This window comes from Vibrio sp. CB1-5 (assembly GCF_059412285.1).
Genome location: NZ_JBJHPB010000001.1, coordinates 116,967 through 131,092, shown reverse-complemented (window position 1 = coordinate 131,092; position 14,126 = coordinate 116,967). Strand labels below are relative to the sequence as shown.

Annotated in this window: 16 protein-coding genes and 2 pseudogenes; 12 read left to right on the top strand and 6 right to left on the bottom strand. The window is 45.3% G+C overall.

What is annotated here, in order from left to right:
• Positions 1 to 80: 80 nt before the first annotated feature.
• Positions 81 to 704 carry a TPR domain-containing protein gene (locus ACJB0T_RS00545; protein ID WP_479290023.1) on the top strand — a complete coding sequence of 208 codons (624 nt, stop codon included), beginning with the start codon at positions 81 to 83 and terminating at the stop codon, positions 702 to 704.
• 68 nt (positions 705 to 772) lie between these two features.
• On the opposite strand, the gene ACJB0T_RS00540 is transcribed toward ACJB0T_RS00545, so the two are convergent.
• The 4 genes from ACJB0T_RS00540 to nrfA form a co-directional block, all read right to left on the bottom strand.
• Positions 773 to 1,831, bottom strand: coding sequence for a 3-oxoacyl-ACP synthase III family protein (locus tag ACJB0T_RS00540; RefSeq protein WP_479290025.1), 1,059 nt, complete (start codon positions 1,829 to 1,831; stop codon positions 773 to 775).
• A gap of 1 nt (position 1,832) precedes the next feature.
• A complete protein-coding gene (locus ACJB0T_RS00535; RefSeq protein WP_479290027.1) occupies positions 1,833 to 2,513 on the bottom strand; it encodes a hypothetical protein in 681 nt (226 codons plus the stop codon).
• Positions 2,514 to 2,692: 179 nt separating this feature from the next.
• A complete protein-coding gene (locus tag ACJB0T_RS00530) occupies positions 2,693 to 3,124 on the bottom strand; it encodes a hypothetical protein (protein ID WP_112461725.1) in 432 nt (143 codons plus the stop codon).
• Between the two features lie 146 nt (positions 3,125 to 3,270).
• Positions 3,271 to 4,689 carry an ammonia-forming nitrite reductase cytochrome c552 subunit gene (nrfA, locus tag ACJB0T_RS00525; protein ID WP_479292244.1) on the bottom strand — a complete coding sequence of 473 codons (1,419 nt, stop codon included), beginning with the start codon at positions 4,687 to 4,689 and terminating at the stop codon, positions 3,271 to 3,273.
• 503 nt (positions 4,690 to 5,192) lie between these two features.
• Here nrfA and nrfB point away from each other — a divergent pair.
• The 9 genes and pseudogenes from nrfB to ACJB0T_RS00480 form a co-directional block, all read left to right on the top strand.
• On the top strand, positions 5,193 to 5,786 hold the full coding sequence (gene nrfB, locus ACJB0T_RS00520) for a cytochrome c nitrite reductase pentaheme subunit (protein WP_479290029.1): 594 nt from the start codon (positions 5,193 to 5,195) through the stop codon (positions 5,784 to 5,786).
• A gap of 1 nt (position 5,787) precedes the next feature.
• Complete coding sequence (nrfC, locus tag ACJB0T_RS00515; RefSeq protein ID WP_479290031.1) at positions 5,788 to 6,474, top strand: cytochrome c nitrite reductase Fe-S protein; 687 nt, start codon at positions 5,788 to 5,790, stop codon at positions 6,472 to 6,474.
• 1 nt (position 6,475) lies between these two features.
• Positions 6,476 to 7,432, top strand: coding sequence for a cytochrome c nitrite reductase subunit NrfD (gene nrfD / locus ACJB0T_RS00510; RefSeq protein WP_479290033.1), 957 nt, complete (start codon positions 6,476 to 6,478; stop codon positions 7,430 to 7,432).
• Positions 7,433 to 7,555: 123 nt separating this feature from the next.
• Positions 7,556 to 9,523 (top strand): heme lyase CcmF/NrfE family subunit, encoded by a 1,968-nt coding sequence (locus ACJB0T_RS00505; protein WP_479290035.1) that lies wholly within the window; start codon positions 7,556 to 7,558, stop codon positions 9,521 to 9,523.
• Positions 9,516 to 9,944 (top strand): cytochrome c-type biogenesis protein, encoded by a 429-nt coding sequence (locus tag ACJB0T_RS00500; RefSeq protein WP_479290037.1) that lies wholly within the window; start codon positions 9,516 to 9,518, stop codon positions 9,942 to 9,944. Before ACJB0T_RS00505 ends, ACJB0T_RS00500 begins: the two co-directional genes overlap by 8 nt.
• An 87-nt stretch (positions 9,945 to 10,031) precedes the next feature.
• A complete protein-coding gene (locus ACJB0T_RS00495; RefSeq protein WP_479290038.1) occupies positions 10,032 to 10,451 on the top strand; it encodes a GNAT family N-acetyltransferase in 420 nt (139 codons plus the stop codon).
• Positions 10,444 to 10,938 carry a GNAT family N-acetyltransferase gene (locus ACJB0T_RS00490; RefSeq protein WP_479290039.1) on the top strand — a complete coding sequence of 165 codons (495 nt, stop codon included), beginning with the start codon at positions 10,444 to 10,446 and terminating at the stop codon, positions 10,936 to 10,938. Before ACJB0T_RS00495 ends, ACJB0T_RS00490 begins: the two co-directional genes overlap by 8 nt.
• Position 10,939: 1 nt before the next feature.
• Positions 10,940 to 11,407 (top strand): ASCH domain-containing protein, encoded by a 468-nt coding sequence (locus tag ACJB0T_RS00485; protein WP_479290041.1) that lies wholly within the window; start codon positions 10,940 to 10,942, stop codon positions 11,405 to 11,407.
• Positions 11,408 to 11,442: 35 nt separating this feature from the next.
• Positions 11,443 to 11,556 (top strand): annotated as a pseudogene (locus ACJB0T_RS00480) (isochorismatase); the annotation flags it as partial.
• A 54-nt stretch (positions 11,557 to 11,610) separates the two neighbouring features.
• On the opposite strand, the pseudogene ACJB0T_RS00475 reads toward ACJB0T_RS00480, so the two are convergent.
• Positions 11,611 to 12,042 (bottom strand): annotated as a pseudogene (locus ACJB0T_RS00475) (DeoR/GlpR family DNA-binding transcription regulator); the annotation flags it as partial.
• A gap of 121 nt (positions 12,043 to 12,163) precedes the next feature.
• On the opposite strand from ACJB0T_RS00475, the gene ACJB0T_RS00470 reads away from it, so the two are divergent.
• Both ACJB0T_RS00470 and ACJB0T_RS00465 read left to right on the top strand, forming a co-directional pair.
• Positions 12,164 to 13,222 carry an oxidoreductase gene (locus ACJB0T_RS00470; RefSeq protein WP_479290042.1) on the top strand — a complete coding sequence of 353 codons (1,059 nt, stop codon included), beginning with the start codon at positions 12,164 to 12,166 and terminating at the stop codon, positions 13,220 to 13,222.
• Between the two features lie 26 nt (positions 13,223 to 13,248).
• Positions 13,249 to 13,668 (top strand): DUF1801 domain-containing protein, encoded by a 420-nt coding sequence (locus tag ACJB0T_RS00465; protein ID WP_479290043.1) that lies wholly within the window; start codon positions 13,249 to 13,251, stop codon positions 13,666 to 13,668.
• A gap of 201 nt (positions 13,669 to 13,869) precedes the next feature.
• On the opposite strand, the gene ACJB0T_RS00460 is transcribed toward ACJB0T_RS00465, so the two are convergent.
• On the bottom strand, positions 13,870 to 14,121 hold the full coding sequence (locus tag ACJB0T_RS00460; protein ID WP_479290045.1) for a GlsB/YeaQ/YmgE family stress response membrane protein: 252 nt from the start codon (positions 14,119 to 14,121) through the stop codon (positions 13,870 to 13,872).
• Positions 14,122 to 14,126 lie beyond the last annotated feature (5 nt).

Genomic DNA, 14,126 nt, shown 5'->3' with positions numbered 1-14,126 from the left:
GCGCTCTGACTCACAGCGCTGTTTGCAGCTATTCGTTATAATAGTGGCAAACTTCATTCGAATAAGAATCCAGTCATACCATGTTGATTTTCGTGTTGCTAAGCATCACCGTAGTTTTTGTTGTCGCTTATGCAAGTATGAACAAAGTATCTGAACTTAAAAAAAGAGTTGGCTACGCCACGGCGTTGAGTGCGAGTATTGTAGGCTTTTCATTTTTGCTATGGAGCCAGTTTCGCACACCGTTACCAGAGCCAGCCGCTCTCAGTCATGTACAAGACCATCAAAGCGTCATGCTTGATCTTCAAAATTCACTAACAGAATCCCCAAACGATGCCGAGTCTTGGTTTAAGCTAGGTCAGCTGTATATGCAGAGTCTGGAGTTTGATTCCGCCGCAACGTGCTTCAATTACTCAATTCGCCTCTCTAGTATGCCGTATTCAGGGCAGTATGCGGCTTTGGCTACGGCGCTTTACTATCAATCCTCACAAACGATAACGCCTGACATTCAGCGCTACCTAAACAAAGCACTAGAGCTTGACAGTGACAACGACACGGCATTGCAACTTATTGCTTCGGACTACTTCTTAAATGCAGAATATGATGAGGCGATACGTGTTTGGACGCAGATATTGGATTCGAATCGAGTGGGTATAGATAGAGCGGCGCTTGTTGAAAAAATTAACCAAGCCAAAGGCATGCAATAGTTCATGACTTAAAGGCTTTGAATCACTGCCGCTAAAAGCTTTAGCGGCTAATAAAGATTGTTTCGTTTCTAGGCGTGTGTATACACAAATCCACCATACATATACTTAGTTGCTTCGGCTCCAAGAATCACCACCTTGCTTCCTTTCAATAGTGCTCCGCTATTAACGAGTTTAGAGAAACTGCACCAAATAGCAGCAGAACCTAGGTTACCCCAGTGTTTGGCGTCGTTAATGATCTTGGTTGGATCAATGTCTAGTGCTTCAGCTAGCATGGTGTCGATATGGCCGCTTGCTTGATGGGGGATGATGTAGTCAAAGTCGTTGAGTTCATAGCCACGGCTTCTCAAAGCAAGAATACTGGCTTGAAACAACGCTTCACCGCTTTTTCTTACGTTGCTGGCATCGTGATGAAAACGAGCTTTGCCATCTTGGGTATATACGGACATTGAGCCGCCGTCTAGCGATAAACCTGGTGATTGCTCAACGCCAATTTGACCTGTAAAACAGTCTGAAATCTTACCCAATCCCGGTACGTCTTCTGGAGCGATAATGACGCCGCTGGCTCCATCACCCATTTGCATGTAATTGACCAGCTGGGATTGGTCGAGAAAATCTGGGTGATAATCAAAGTACACAGATCCCGTTTCACTGCCCACAATCATCACAGGCTTGTTTAACATCGCCATTCTAGGAACGGCGATTTGTAGTCCGCTTGAAAATCCAGTACAGGCTTGCCTTAACTCCATGAAAGGGCCGTGATAGCGAAGCTTCTCCGCGACCCATGCAATGCTAGGCGGGAGCTGTGTGTCAGGCGTTGTAGTGTGGCCAATTAAATAATCGATAGAGTCTAAACGAGTGTTAGATTGCTCAAGCAGTCGTGTCACTACACTAACCACAAGATCAGAGTTACTTGGCGTCGGTGCGCTGGTATGCGAATAGATGCTGCGAGAGAAATGGCGCCCCTCAATACCCAGAAATGGCGAAATTCGAGACGCAATTTTTGCATAGCGTTTCCCAGCCAATCGCTCTAACGCATCTAACAGTTGTGCGTTGTCCAAATGTTGTTCTGGGAATAAATGGTGGGCTGCGAGCAGTGATACACTGCCAGGCAGAAACGTTGCACTCATATTAGCTCTCCCTAGCTTCAAAAATGTGCTCAAGAGTAATGCCAAGCGTCTCAAACGCTTCTCGCTCAGTATTGAGTAGTTTGAACAGTTTTTGTGAAATCAGTGTATTGAGTGCTTGCCATTTTGCACGGTCGTATCCTAGAGCGACAGCATGCTTTTTTGCGGCAGTAACATGACGTGCTTCGTCTTGTTTGATAGATCGGCATAGCAAAACAAATGGATGGTACGGGTCAAGCCGGCCTTTTTCTAGACTCAACATGATTTTACAAACCAATGCGTCAAGACACGCGATTTGAGCAAAGTGTTCTTCGAAAGTGTTTCTGGAACCCAGCGAGGCAAAAAAGCGCTGACTGCGGCGTTTTATCGCTACAACATCAGCAGGTTGTTCTAATTGAGATTGTACAAACTCAAGTGCGTCTTCATGGTATTGCTCATCAGCGACAATGCGTTCAAAGTCGCTTTGGGCTGACGCGAGCGTTTTGGGAAGATCACGTTGTGCCTCGTTGTAGAAAACCCATTGTGAGCTTTGCTCTCCGCACACCAATAAGGGAAGTAGTCTAGATAGAGCAATTTGCTGTGGCTGTGTAAACTCGAATATCGTATTTCGATACTCGTGAAGCCAGTACTTAACCGGACTCTCACTGACACCTTCAAAGGGAACTGCTGGAAAACATGGTTTCATGGGCACTCTCAAAATCCTTTTACAACACACACTACACCAAGACCGAGGTAGAACCGAATTCCTTTCTTATACGTTAAGTTTTTTATTAAATTCATGTTTAGTTTATCTAAACATTTGCGAAGAAAACCAGGGCACTTTTCGAGTGAGAATTATTGGTGAGAACGAGTTGGTGGTGAGAGTTAATAGGTATACCCAAGACCAAAGTAGGCCGCTTCTAACCCGGTGTTGTAGCCAACATCTGCGGTGAAACCAGTGACACCGGTTTTAAAGAGTAAGCCTATGTTACCGTTGAATCGTAAATCCGATTCATACGTTTTAAATGGCGCGTCTGTAATTTTCTCTTCACTTCGATTCGCTACGCCTACACCAGCATAACCGACAAAGTTGTCGCTGAGCGATTTAACTAATCCGACATTGAGGCCAAAATCATCATTATTCGGCCCTGTCCCTCCAGCCAAATTTGCGTAGAAACCATAACTGAGGTTTCTGTCGTAATAGAGGCCTACACCAAAGCCACCTTCGCTGGTGGTACCGACCGACACACTATTGTAGGTACCGGCAAACGAGAAAGTAGAGGCTAAACATAGACCAAGCAGAAGACGTTTTTTCATGAGATCCCTTATGTGTATGTGTGCCGTTCGTGCTTTTGGAAACACAATGTAGTTTCAGCTACTTACGATTCTAGCAAAAAGCCCCAACCATTGGGTTGGGGCTTACGTTAATCTCGAATAGATCACATATTCAATAGTAAGAAAACCTAGTAGTTCGCCTCACGCTCAGCCGCTTTTTTATCCCACTCCGGTACTACGGTTTCTAAGAAGTGCTTTTTCTCTGCGTTCATCTTATCCATATCCATTCCTAAAGCTGCTTGCGCTTTCTCTTTAGTGGAAATATCTGGGATCTCAACAGGGTCGGTGATGCCTTTTTTCGCAAGTAAGCGAATCAGTTTTGCACGAGCATCAGCCGCTTTGTCGACGGATGTACCAAGAATTTCTAGTGCCATCTCAGGTGCATGCATGTGAACGCCGTGAGAAGCGATTGCGTAGTCCCAGCGCCACTGCGCATGACGAATATCGGTTAGGATTGGCTTCATTTCTTCTTCGGTTGCACCCGCATCCCATGCGGCACCAGCTTCAAAGTGAGCGGCTACGATTTGCTTCTCAGCCGTGAGTTTCATATTCAGTACTTGTGCTTTGCGAGTCGATACGATGCCTTGTAGCTGATCTTTACTTTGAGTATGGCAGTTTGCACAGGTATCTTCGAAGCGATCAAATGGGTTGCCTACTTTATGGTCTGTGTAAACCGTACCATCTTCTTTGGTCACTTTCGGCATATGACAGTCAACACAAACAACGCCGTTTTTGCCATGGATGCCGTCACGCCAAGTTTCATAGCCCGGATGCTGGGCTTTTAGCATAGGCGCTTTAGAGACAGCGTGCTGCCAGTCTTTAAAGTTGAGTGCGTCGTAGTACTGTTCCATCTCTCCAACAGTGGTGCCCATATCCCAAGGGAATTTCACAGCTTTCGTTGGCCCTGTGAAGTAATACTCAACGTGGCACTGAGCACAAACCGAAGCCTGTTTATCTAAACGCGATTGTTCATCAAACTTTTTGCCAATAGCTTCAAAGGCGCGTTCAACGTAAGGACGAGTCAGTGCGAGTTCAGGTTCACCGTTCTTGAATTTTTCACTGCGTGTGTCGTGGCAATCTGCACAGCCGATAGGGTTTGAAATTTCAGCACCTAAGCGTGCCCATTTGCCTTCAAAGTAACCGTCCTCGCCGCGTTCATCGATTACGCGTGCTACGTCTGGGCTTTTACAGCTCCAACATGCCATAGGCATTGGGCCTGATTTTGGATCGGTCGGGCCACCGGTCCTTAGTGTTTGGCGCACATCATCTAGTGCGTAGAAGTGTCCACGAGCTTTGTTGTAATCTTTAGCAAAGCCGTAGCCTGCCCATAAGATCACCATATTGGGATCGTGGGCTAGGGCGTCTTCGATTTCGACACTCTCGCTCGTTTGTTTCCAAGAATGGTATTGGTCAGGATGGTCTTGTTCGTAGGCCTGATTTCTCGGGTCCATTAACTCTTTTTCAGAGGCAGCAAAAGCGGGCACACTAGCGGCACCTAATATAGCTAATGCAGCAACGGAACTTATAATCCAGTGCTTGTTCACGATGGTATCTCCATATTCTAATTTTTGAAATGCGTTGTGGGGCAAATTTCCTAAACAAGATTTGGAGATGTCTAATTGTTAGACGTATTCATATTAACTCATGGATAGTAATATTTGATTACAACTCGGTCCATTTACTGTTTTAGATCAATTTAGCTAGGTGATGAAGCTCACATCTACATCCATCTAACCCTAAAGGGTTAGGTGTGGTTGTTTTTGATGTGAGTTTCATTGCCATTAAAAACAATGGCTTATGTAAAAATTCACACACTAACAATAGTGATATCGCTCACTAATTGAACGCAAGTGGTTAGGGGAATACAGGGAGTCGTACTATTATTTAACCGTGAAGCGTTGTGGCTCATCCTAAATAAGAATTGATTTCATTTCTGAGTAAGTTTCGGACTTATATTTAATAGTTCGTTGATTGAAAGGAAAAGTCATTGGTTATTAATCCGATAAGTGAATGGTTAGGTTCGCAATATTGGGTTTAAGGAAAGGATACAATGGGCAATGTTAAATTGACCATGGTGATAATGCTTCAGGCCCTCCTAGCATTTACTCTCTGTGGTTACTCACTCAATGCCTTTGCCGACGATGCAGCCCTCGTGCAAGAAGGGGACTCTACACGGCATAAGGTGGAGTTGATACGTGACAAGGATTACAAGTGTATCCAATGTCACAAAGACTCGAAACAAACTCTGGCAGGCTCTCATGGAAAGAATGTTGTCGAGATTAGAGGTGCGGCGCCAAGCTGTACAGACTGTCATAGCAATATCGGACCAGACCATCGTGATGGTGCGTCGACGGTGATTAAATATCATGCTGCACAGTCTCAACCAGGTACAGATAAAACTTGGTTAGATCCAGAGGCCATTCTCAAAGCAAACAGTCGATGTACAGATTGTCATCAACCCCAATATCTGCAAAAAGATAGCTGGACGCATGACGTTCACGCAAAGAATCTAACCTGTACCAATTGCCATTCAGTTCATGCTGAGAAAGCCAAAGTGCTGTCTTACGACCACAAAACAAAAATTAAGATGTGTGTCGATTGCCACAAAGACTTCAACGAAAAACGTGAAGAGGAGGGCAAGTAATATGAGTTGTTCAAGACGAAACTTTCTTGCCGGCACGGGCGCTGTGATATTCACCACTGGTGTCGCAACAACTTCAGTCGTCACTGCACGTAATTCGGTGGCAAGTGAAGAAACCGAGAAAGCGGTGCGCTATGGCATGCTCCACGACGAAAATGCTTGTATTGGTTGTACTGCTTGTACCGATGCCTGTCGTGAGGTGAATAAAGTGCCTGAAGGGGTATCCAGACTGGAAATCCACCGCTCAGAGCCGATAGGCGAGTACCCTGATGTCGAGTACCGATTTACTCGTGAATCATGCCAGCATTGTGAGAACCCTCCTTGTGTTTACGTGTGTCCAACGGGCGCAGCATACAAAGATGAGAAGACAGGCATCATCGACGTACATAAAGAAAAGTGCGTGGGTTGTGGTTACTGTTTAGCCGCTTGTCCTTATCAAGTGCGCTTTTTTCATCCTGAGAATCACTCTGCAGACAAATGTAATTTCTGCCGCGATACTAATTTGGCGCAGGGCAAACTGCCGGCATGTGTAGAGAGTTGTCCAACTAAGGCATTGGTGTTCGGTGATTTGAATGATCCTAATAGCGACATCAATAAAATGCTGAGCATTAGAGTGATTTATCGCGATAAGGAGCATCTAGGCACGAAACCTAAGTTGTTCAAAGCCGCATTCCACAAGGGGGAGGTGTAGTATGAGTACGTGGGAAACAGCCTTTCATTTCGACTCCCTTGTTTGGGACTGGATCATCGCGATCTATCTTTTCTTAGCAGGGATGTCAGCAGGCTCCGCTCTAATTGCCATTTACCTCAAGCGTAAGGTTATCGAAGGCGACCCAGCGCAAAATGGCATCATGAAGGCGATGGCTTGGCTAGCACCTTTTGGCATCATTGTTGGCTTGCTTATTTTGGTATTCCACCTGACCAAACCGCTTGAGTTCTGGAAAATCATGATCTACTACAATCCATCCTCAGTGATGTCGATGGGTGTCATCTTATTCCAAGTGTATATGGCGGTGTTGTTTATCTGGATTGGTATGATTTTCAGAAAGCCAATCATGGATGTGCTAGGGAGCAAATTCGATTTTGTCGAAAACATTTTGCTTAAGCTGGAGAAAATTGAAAACGGACTAGAACTGTTTTTAGGGTTTCTGGCTATCGTATTGGCGGCATATACGGGCTTCTTACTGTCGGCACTTAAAACGTACCCGATGCTAAATAACCCAGTACTGCCAATCTTGTTCTTGTTCTCGAGCTTGTCTTCGGGCGCAGCAGCGAGTTTGCTGTTCGGTATTCTTGTGTTTAAAGAAGATTCACATAGTCCAAGCGTGAAGTGGGTGCACAGCTTTGAGCGTCCAGTGGTGTTGTTTGAACTGTTTGTGATTGTGACTTTCTTTACCGGTCTTATCTTCAGTGGTGGTCAAAACGAAGTGGCAGCATGGAATGCCATCGGCGGTGGTTTTTGGTCTAGCTGGTTCTGGTATGGCGTGATCGGTATCGGGATGCTGTTGCCATTGGCGCTAAACTACTTTAGCCCAGGAGAGGTGAAGTTGAATCACGGCTTCATCCTTGTGGTGACTACCTTGAGTTTGATTGGGGTGCTGATGCTGCGTACGTTTGTGCTGTATGCAGGACAGATGACCGTAGTTTAGAACGTTTTTCAGTCTAGTTCCCCCGTGTTTTGCGGGGGATCTTTGAAAGCATGTTGGGTTAATAAAAGCGTGTTTTCAAAGGTTTGATTTATTGGGATGGAAAGCCGTCTCGTATGAGGTGTTATGCTCGGGTATATAGGGTTATTCACATTAATTGCAGTGGCAGTGACGAGTACGGTTGCTGTGTTGTATGGAGCCTTTATCGCGAGCAAAGGTCAGCAAAATGTTGTAAGTGCGAATAATTTAAACCGATTTTTCAGCGCGATATCTTTTTTGTTCGCGTTGAGCGCCATTGTGGTGTTGGCTTATGCGTTTGCGGTTGACGACTTTTCAATTCGATATGTCTCAGACAACTCCAATCACCAACTCCATTTAGGTTACAAACTCGCAGCAACATGGGGCGGACACCAAGGCTCAATGCTGTTTTGGGTGGTGACATTGTCACTTTGGGGTATTGTCATTGCTTGTTCAAAACAGCGTATCAGTGCGAAGAATCACGCAAGTTGGATCATGCAGAGCATCGTAGCCATCTTCGCTTGGTTTACGCTGGCGGCATCAAACCCGTTCGAGTTGAATGCAGTCATCCCACTTCAAGGTCGCGATTTAAACCCGATGCTCCAAGACATTGGACTCATCATACATCCGCCTTTGCTTTATATCGGGTATGTGGGGTTTGCGTCGGTTCTCGCGATGGCGCTGGGTGCGCTACTTACAAAACACGTCGACTTTGATTGGATTCCAAGTGCACGTTTCTATACCTTAATCGCATGGCTGTTTTTGACAGCAGGCATCGCTGTAGGCTCTTGGTGGGCATACTACGAGTTAGGCTGGGGAGGCTGGTGGTTTTGGGACCCGGTTGAAAATGCATCGCTGCTTCCATGGCTTACCGCGACTGCGTTGCTGCATACCATGATGGTTGCTCGCAGCAAACAGCTTGTCTTTTGGACTTACTCTCTCGCATTTGTCACTTTCTGTTTGAGTATTCTTGGCACCTTTATTGTACGCTCTGGGGTGCTGACATCGGTGCATGCTTTTGCTGTAGACCCAACCAAAGGCTTTAGCCTGCTAGCGATTCTAACCTCAGTGTTTGTTTTCGCGTTTGTCGCTTTAATCGCTAGAGCCGACTCTATCAAGTCGCTCAGTATTACAAGCGTGGTGACTAAGCCATTTCTAGTACTGATTTCAGCCAATTTGTTTGTATTGGCTACCGCCGTCGTTGTGTTTGGCACCTTCTATCCGATGGTTTATGAACTTGCAGGGCTTGGGAATATCTCCGTGGGTGCTCCGTACTTTAATTTGTTGTTTGGTCCCATCGCGATAGTGAGTCTATTTGTTATGGGAGCGGTACCGTTTCTTAGCTGGTCGAGTACCAGTCAGAAGCTGAGTATTGGACGGCCCGTTATCTTGTTGGTTGTTTCAATGATATTGGCCTTTGCTATCGTGATCTATTGCACCACGCACTATGAGCCAGTCGGCGCGCAGTGGTCGAACTGGGCGCTCTTTACGGTTTGGGCAAGCCTTTGGGTGTTTATGTCACATATTGCTGCAGTTTTCACCAAGACTAAGCAGACATCGCTCTCGGCATGTATTGCGCACATTGGTATTGCTATCGCGTCGTTTGGCTGTGTGATGAATGCTGAATACTCTTATGAAATCACCAAGAGACTTGGTCCTGGCAGCCAAGTAGACTTTGGTGATTACCAAGTTACCTACGTTGATACACATTTATACGTAGGTCGAAACTTTACCGCTGAGCAAGCCGTTATTGATATCATCGATAAAGACAACGACCAATATACTAGAATCGCTACGCCAGAAAAACGTCACTATTCGGTGCGAGTTATGACCATGACAGAGCCTTCCATGACACCACTTTGGCACGGTGATATTTATATTTCTTTGGGTGATAAAGTGGATACAACAGATTACGCCGTGCGCATTCAATTCAAAGCGTTTGTGCGTTGGATTTGGTTCGGTGCACTATTGGTGTGTATCTCTGCATGTACCGCATTGCTGAGTTCGTCCAAGAATGTGGTAGCTTCAAAAAATGCGTCATTGATGTCGTCATTGAGGGGGACTGCGAATGATTGATAAATTACGTTTGGCTTTCTCACCAATCACGCTTTTGTTTGCACTCTTGCTATGCTCAAGTCATGCATTCGCGACACAAGCGCACTCCGTTGACTTGTTTGAGTTTGATACTCCCAAACAGCAGAAGCAAGCCATCGATCTCGCTAAAACGCTTCGTTGTCCCATGTGCCAAAACCAAAACCTGATCGAGTCTAACTCTCCAGTCGCAAAGGATATTCGATTACGAGTATTTGAGTTGGTTAAATCAGGGAAAAGCAATCAGCAAGTAAAAGATTACATGGTCGATCGCTATGGTGAGCACGTCCTTTATCAACCTTCATTGAGCGGTAAAAACATGCTCCTGTGGGGAATGCCCATCGTCTTCGCCTTGTCACTCGGTGGTTTGATGGTTGTGACTATTCGTCGAAATTCCCGCAAATAGCTTGCTGCGATATAAATAGACTATTGATATCAAAGCCTAAATTGTTTATCTCTATAACAAGTTCAAGGATGAAGGAGATAAGCCGCTATGCCGTATTCGGTATCTACTGAAAAACAACACCTCGATATCACACTCATACACCGTTATCTCTCAAACAGCTATTGGGCGAAAGGCGTTCCTTTATCTGTGGTTGAAAAATCGATTGAACACTCTTTGTGTTTCGGTGCCTATGACAGTGACGGTAACCAAGTCGGTTTTGCACGCATTATAACTGACCGTGCGACGTTCGCCTATCTGAGTGATGTCTTTGTTGTCGATGACAAGCAAGGGCAAGGTATTGCCAAGCTCATATTGAGCACCATTGAACAGCACCCTGACTTACAAGACTTGAGACGTACCATGCTCGGCACTGTCGACGCGCATTCTCTCTACCAAAAGTTTGGGTTTAAGTCGATTCAACAGCCGGAGTTCTTAATGCAGAAAAAGGGAATTGAATCCTATGTCTAGTTTAAACCGCCCCAATAACAAAGAATTGCGTAGCGTATTGTTGACTGATGTGCCTCAGCACAAGCCGACAGTCATCGATTGGTATTTTAATGCTTGGGGCAAGCGAGATCCCAATAATACGTTGGAAAGCTATACCCAGAAGCTTGAGACCTTTTTACAAGACGGCTCCATTCCAGCGCATATAGTTATTTGTGATGACGTGCGACTGATTGCGACTGCGCATATTCGTAAACATGAAATACCCAGTTACGTTGACTATGAGGATTGGCTTGGTGGTGTGTATGTGGACTCCGATTATCGAGGCCAAGGTGTTGCGAAAATCGTGGTCAATAGCGTGATCGAGAAAGCCAAAGCCCTTGGGGTTGAGAAACTTTATCTACAAACAGAAGATCTATCCGGCGGATTGTACGCGAAACTCGGATGGAAAAAGCTTCATCAAACTAATAGTAAAGGCTGTGAGGTGATAGTCATGGTCAAGGAACTATAATATGACACCTATTCAACGAGAGTTTTTCCAACAGTTTCTCGATACTCTGCCGAATCCTGAAAGCGTCAATATCGACAACGTCATTGCTGAGCACTACTGTGCCGATGAGTACAACGCCAACGAGTGCGCCAGACTGATTAACGAAGGGATCAAAACCGCATCATGCGGATTAAAAGCGGGTTGGGATGCCGAAGACGAACCATTACCTCAAGTTGGCAGCTACTCGCTTGTCTTAGATTGGCAACAAAACCCGATATGTGTGATTCAATTAACGTCCGTCGAAGTGTGTCCGTTCAATCAAGTGAGCGAAGAGTTCGCCTATGCGGAGGGCGAGGGCGATCGGACTTACGCTTGGTGGAAAGAGGCCCATATTAAGTTTTTTGAATGGTATGCCAACGACATCGGTGTGGTATTTTCACCCGAAAGTGAATTAGTACTTGAGCGTTTTAAAAAGGTGTATCCGAGCTGAATGACAAGTATCACTATCCAAACAGAACGCCTCTAGATGGGCCGATGAACAAAGCGTTCGGTGTGGTAAAAAAAGAATTGTTGGAGATACAAGAAGATGGATTATATCGTTTAACCCATGATGAGTTTGAAGTGTTGGGTGAGCGATAGCACACTCTGCCGCACCAAAACCACAGCACACCCCACGTACTGTGGTTTTGGTTCTTATGTTTCAGGAAGGATAACCACTTCCACACCATGAAGCTCGATCTGCTTTACGATGTTCTCTGGCGGTCGCTGATTCGTGACAACGATATCAATATCCGCCCATGTACAAGATTGGTACATCAGTTGGGTGTTGAACTTAGTACTATCCACTACACAAATCACTTGCTTAGACTGCTTTGCCATCGCCAGTTTCAGATTGGCATCGGTCTCTAAATCGGTAGTGATACCAGATTCTGATATCGCACCAATTCCTATAAACGCCTTGCTCGCCTGATATTTTTTGATCTGTTCAATAGTCATATCACCCAGAATGGCGTGTGAGAAGTCATCGAATGCGCCACCGAGCACGCTTTTTCGAACATTAGGCTTATGACTCAATGCACTCAAGCTCTCAATTGAGTTAGTAATGACCGTTGATTTGACGGTAAGGTTTTGTGCTGTTTTGTAAGTTAATCTGCATGCTTTGCGTCACGTTAAGCGACAAGTGAAGGCTTTCGCTTAAGTGAAATGCTGATGATGCCGCAGTCTTAATAAGTGAAGAGAGTGTTCAATGACCCAGAAGAGAATTAAAACCGCCATCATCGGATATGGATTTTCCGCCAAAACTTTCCAGATCCCATTTATCACCACTTTGCCTGAGTTTGAACTAACTGCCATTAGCACCAGTAAAGCGGATGAAGTCAATATTACGTTGCCAGATGTTAAACACTACACCGGTGCAATCTCAATGATCGAGGATACAGATGCAGAGTTAGTCATTATTACCGCCCCTAACCATGTTCATTTTGAGTTGGCGAAACTAGCGCTGGAAAATGGTAAACATGTGTTGATTGAGAAACCGTTTGTTACCCGTATTGAAGACGGAGAAGCCTTAATTGAAATCGCGAAAAAGCACAATCGAGTTTTGAGCGTCTATCACAACCGACGTTGGGATGGTGACTTCCTAACGGTAAAAAAGTTGATTGAAGAACAGAAGCTTGGGGATATCAAACACTTTGAATCCCACTATGACCGTTTTCGACCACAAGTCCGTCAACGCTGGCGAGAACAAACGACGGATGGCGGTGGGATCTTATTTGATCTCGGTTCCCACCTTATTGACCAAGCTGTGAAGCTGTTTGGAATGCCGGATTATGTCAGCGCTGAGTGCAAAATACGACGCGAAAACTCGACCAATGTCGATTATTTTCATGTAATTCTGCATTATCCAGAGCATTTGGCGATTTTGCACGGCGATATGTTTGATGCTGGACCTAATCGACGTTTCACCGTCAAAGGAACGCTAGGAAACTATGAGAAGTGTGGGTTTGATCCTCAAGAAGCTAGGCTCATCTCTGGCGCTCTGCCCATTACGCTAAACTGGTCAGAAGAGACACAGGGGAGTTACGGCACGCTGTATCAAGAGCAAGGAGCAGAGGCAGTAAAAACTGAGCTTGGGGCGTATCAGGAGTACTTTAAGCAGCTCGCCAAGTCGATTCAGGATGGCCTTGAACCTCCGGTAAAACCAGAAGAAGCGCTTCACGTCATTCGATTGATTGAGCTGGCGATGGAAAGTAGTCGTTTGGGTAAGAAGCTTTTAATTACACAGGCAAAAGGGTTTAAGCTATAACGAGATAGCTAAAACAAGGACAAACCATGTCATCGCTAAAAACACGGCCAACAGACGCAAGCCCAGTGGAATTTATCCGCAATGTGGAACATTGGCAGCGTCGAGCAGATGCTGAGACATTACTCACAATGTTCACTCAAATCACGGGGCGTAAGCCAGTTATGTGGGGAGAGAGTATTATCGGGTTTGGTGAATACCGATACACTAACACTCGTGGAACGTATTCTTGGTTGATGACAGGTTTCTCTCCCAGAAAGAGCAATACGACTATTTATGTCATGCAAGGCTTTGACAAGTTCCAGAAAGAGCTAGCGGCTTTAGGTAATGTCAAAACGGCTAAGTCATGCCTTTACATCGCGAATTTGGAGAAAATTCATCGTTCCGCATTAGAGGACCTTCTTGAGAAAGTGGTATCTGACATGGAAACCAGATACGACTGTGCTTGAAGCAACACCATATTTAACCCATCTAATATTGATAAACAGAGCAGGGAGCTAGATTTGTTTGCCGTCATCTTTAAAGCTACGATTCAAACCCTTGATGAAGAGTACTCCTTTTACGCTAATAAACTGCGTGATCTCGCCATGTCAAAATACGGATGTACGGACTTTGTGAGCAGTTGTGAAGGCAATTCTGCGCTCCGTCGATTAATTCTTCAGAAAACGATTGTAGACAAACAGTAAGACAAAGGCACCGAGTGTCGCAGTAATAATACTGCCGATATTGATGCCACTAGCACCACCAAATCCTAAAAATCCACCGATAAACCCGCCGACAAATGCACCAGCTATTCCAAGAAGCATGGTCGCAATCCAGCCACCTCCGTCATTGCCAGGCATTAACCACTTGGCCAATGCACCCGCAATAAGCCCGAGTATAATCCACGAGAGAATACCCATACTTA

Coding starts and splice junctions, on each gene's coding strand:
- ACJB0T_RS00545 (WP_479290023.1), top strand. CDS start 81: ATGTTGATTTTCGTGTTGCTAAGCATCACCGTAGTTTTTGTTGTCGCT.
- ACJB0T_RS00540 (WP_479290025.1), bottom strand. CDS start 1,831: ATGAGTGCAACGTTTCTGCCTGGCAGTGTATCACTGCTCGCAGCCCAC.
- ACJB0T_RS00535 (WP_479290027.1), bottom strand. CDS start 2,513: ATGAAACCATGTTTTCCAGCAGTTCCCTTTGAAGGTGTCAGTGAGAGT.
- ACJB0T_RS00530 (WP_112461725.1), bottom strand. CDS start 3,124: ATGAAAAAACGTCTTCTGCTTGGTCTATGTTTAGCCTCTACTTTCTCG.
- nrfB (WP_479290029.1), top strand. CDS start 5,193: ATGGGCAATGTTAAATTGACCATGGTGATAATGCTTCAGGCCCTCCTA.
- nrfC (WP_479290031.1), top strand. CDS start 5,788: ATGAGTTGTTCAAGACGAAACTTTCTTGCCGGCACGGGCGCTGTGATA.
- nrfD (WP_479290033.1), top strand. CDS start 6,476: ATGAGTACGTGGGAAACAGCCTTTCATTTCGACTCCCTTGTTTGGGAC.
- ACJB0T_RS00505 (WP_479290035.1), top strand. CDS start 7,556: ATGCTCGGGTATATAGGGTTATTCACATTAATTGCAGTGGCAGTGACG.
- ACJB0T_RS00500 (WP_479290037.1), top strand. CDS start 9,516: ATGATTGATAAATTACGTTTGGCTTTCTCACCAATCACGCTTTTGTTT.
- ACJB0T_RS00495 (WP_479290038.1), top strand. CDS start 10,032: ATGCCGTATTCGGTATCTACTGAAAAACAACACCTCGATATCACACTC.
- ACJB0T_RS00490 (WP_479290039.1), top strand. CDS start 10,444: ATGTCTAGTTTAAACCGCCCCAATAACAAAGAATTGCGTAGCGTATTG.
- ACJB0T_RS00485 (WP_479290041.1), top strand. CDS start 10,940: ATGACACCTATTCAACGAGAGTTTTTCCAACAGTTTCTCGATACTCTG.
- ACJB0T_RS00470 (WP_479290042.1), top strand. CDS start 12,164: ATGACCCAGAAGAGAATTAAAACCGCCATCATCGGATATGGATTTTCC.
- ACJB0T_RS00465 (WP_479290043.1), top strand. CDS start 13,249: ATGTCATCGCTAAAAACACGGCCAACAGACGCAAGCCCAGTGGAATTT.
- ACJB0T_RS00460 (WP_479290045.1), bottom strand. CDS start 14,121: ATGGGTATTCTCTCGTGGATTATACTCGGGCTTATTGCGGGTGCATTG.